2 protein-coding genes are annotated in these 2,297 nt (G+C 70.4%); both read left to right on the top strand.

From position 1 onward, the window contains the following. Positions 1-2 precede the first annotated feature (2 nt). Positions 3-1,496, top strand: coding sequence for a multicopper oxidase family protein (locus EIO58_RS16480; RefSeq protein WP_127820391.1), 1,494 nt, complete (start codon positions 3-5; stop codon positions 1,494-1,496). Further along, positions 1,477-2,297, top strand: an 821-nt coding sequence (locus EIO58_RS16475) for a sensor domain-containing protein (protein WP_205789337.1), incomplete at its 3' end; no start/stop codon positions are given. The genes EIO58_RS16480 and EIO58_RS16475, both read left to right, overlap by 20 nt.

Here is a 2,297-nt window from a genome sequence, read left to right as displayed (position 1 = left end):
GGATGGTCGTGACGCTCATCGCGATCCCGCTCGTGCCCATCGTGGCCGTCGTCGCCGCGGGCGGCATCTGGTTCGCGAGCAACTCCGCGCGCGCGACGCCCCCCGCTGCGGGAACCGTCGAGTTCAGCCGTCCGCTGGCCGTGCCGCCGCTCGCTCCGTCACGGGTCGAGGACGGCGTGCGTGTTTTCGAGCTCTCCGCCGACGAGGCGGCGACGACGTTCGAGGACGGACGCTCCACCCCGACCCTCGGCTACAACGGCTCCTACCTCGGTCCGACCCTTGTGGCCTCACGCGGTGAGCAGGTGCGCGTCCATGTCGCCAACCGCCTCGACCGGGCGACCACGGTCCACTGGCACGGCATGCACCTGCCCGCGGCGATGGACGGCGGCCCGCATGCGCCGATCGCTCCTGGAGCGACGTGGCACCCCGGGTGGGAGGTCGATCAGCCTGCGGCGACGCTCTGGTACCACCCGCACCTGCACGCACTCACGCGCGAGCAGGTCGACGCGGGCCTCGCGGGCATGTTCCTGCTGCGCGACGAGGAGGAGGCGTCGCTCTCGCTCCCTCGGCAATACGGCGTCGACGACATCCCGGTGATCGTCCAGGACCGCTCGTTCAACGCCGACGGCTCATTCGCCGGAAGCATCGGCATGCAGTTCGACGGCGTGCTCGGCGACACGATCCTCGTCAACGGGACCGTGGCACCGTACCTCGATGTGACCACCGAACGCGTCCGCCTCCGGCTGCTCAACGGATCGAGCGCGCGCATGTACGACTTCGGGCTCGCCGATGGCCGTGAGTTCGACCTGATCGCCAGCGACGGCGGACTCCTCGCGGAGCCGGTCGCGTCGACGAGCGTCCCCCTCTCTCCTGGCGAGCGGGCAGAGATCGTCGTGACCGTTGAGCCCGGTGAACGCGTCGCGCTGCGGTCGAACCCTCCCGACCCGGCGCTGCATGCCGGCTCGGCGAGCTTCGACGTGCTCGAGCTGCGGGCAACGGCATCCCTCGCTCCCCGTCCGGAGGTACCGGCGGAACTGGCCTCCCTGCCCGCGGCGGATGCGGGGGATGCCGTCGCGGAGCGCTCGTTCGTCATGTCGGGGCACAACATCAACGACCGGCAGATGGACCGCGGACGCGCCGACTTCACGGCCACCGTCGACACCAGCGAGGTGTGGACGGTGCGCAACGAGAACCCGTTGCCCCACTCGTTCCACGTCCACGACACGCAGTTCCGCGTGCTGTCGGTCGACGGATCCCCGCCGCCGGCACGCCTCGCCGGGCTCAAAGACACGATCGCGCTCGAGTGGAGCCGCGACTACCGCATCCTCGTGCGGTTCGAGGACTACGCCGACCCGACCACGCCGTACATGTACCACTGCCATCTGCTGTGGCACGAAGACCAGGGCATGATGGGACAGTTCCTGGTCGTCGCACCGGGCCAGCGGCCCGAACTGAAGCGTCCCGAGGGAGACTCCGATGACCACCACGACCACTGAGACCGCCCGCGGCGCGGAACCGGCCCTTCCGCCGGAGAGGGGAGGCTTCTGGGCGTCGTACGGGCGGTGGTGGCTGCATGCGCCGGGCAGCGCCCTGTACCTGATCGCCGTGTTCGTCCTCGCGATGCTGTCGCTCAGCATCCTCGCGTCGCTCTTCTGGACGAGCGTGGGACTGCTCATCCTCGTGATCGGCCTTCCGCTGCTGGTCGGGACGCTGTTCGTCGCCCGCGGATTCGGCGTCGCGGACCGATTCCTGCTGCTCGTCACCGGCCTGCCCGAGATCGCCGAGCCGGAGTGGAACCGCGACAAGACCGACGCCGGCGGCTTCTGGGCCACCCTCCTGCGTCCGGTGCGCAACGCGCACTACTGGGTGTACCTCGTGCACGGCGTGATCGTGACGCCCATCATCAGCACCATCTCGTTCGCGCTGACGACCGTGTGGCTGAGCGTCGGACTCGGCGGGCTCACGTACTGGTTCTGGGGGGTCTTCCTCCCGCGCAATCGGGAGGGCGACGGCTCCGGCGGGGAATGGGGCCACTACGTCGCGGACGCGCTGCCGTGGATGTTCGGCGGATGGTCGAGCTGGGCCGTGGAGGTCGTGCTGTACCTGGTGGCCGGCATCCTCTTCACGTTCACGATGCCGTGGGTCCTCGGCGGTCTCGCCCGGGCGCACCATGCGATCGCGCAGGGCATGCTCGGTCGCTGGAGCTCCGACCGGCTCGCCGCAGAGGTGCGCGCAGAGGCCGCCGCGCGCGGCGCCGCCGTGCACGCCGAGGACGTGGCGCTGCGCCGGCTCGAGCG

Origin of the sequence: Microbacterium sp. CPCC 204701, from assembly GCF_004010105.1 — a bacterium.
In the GTDB taxonomy this organism is placed as follows: domain Bacteria; phylum Actinomycetota; class Actinomycetes; order Actinomycetales; family Microbacteriaceae; genus Microbacterium.
This window is presented reverse-complemented; position numbering and strand designations above follow the sequence as displayed.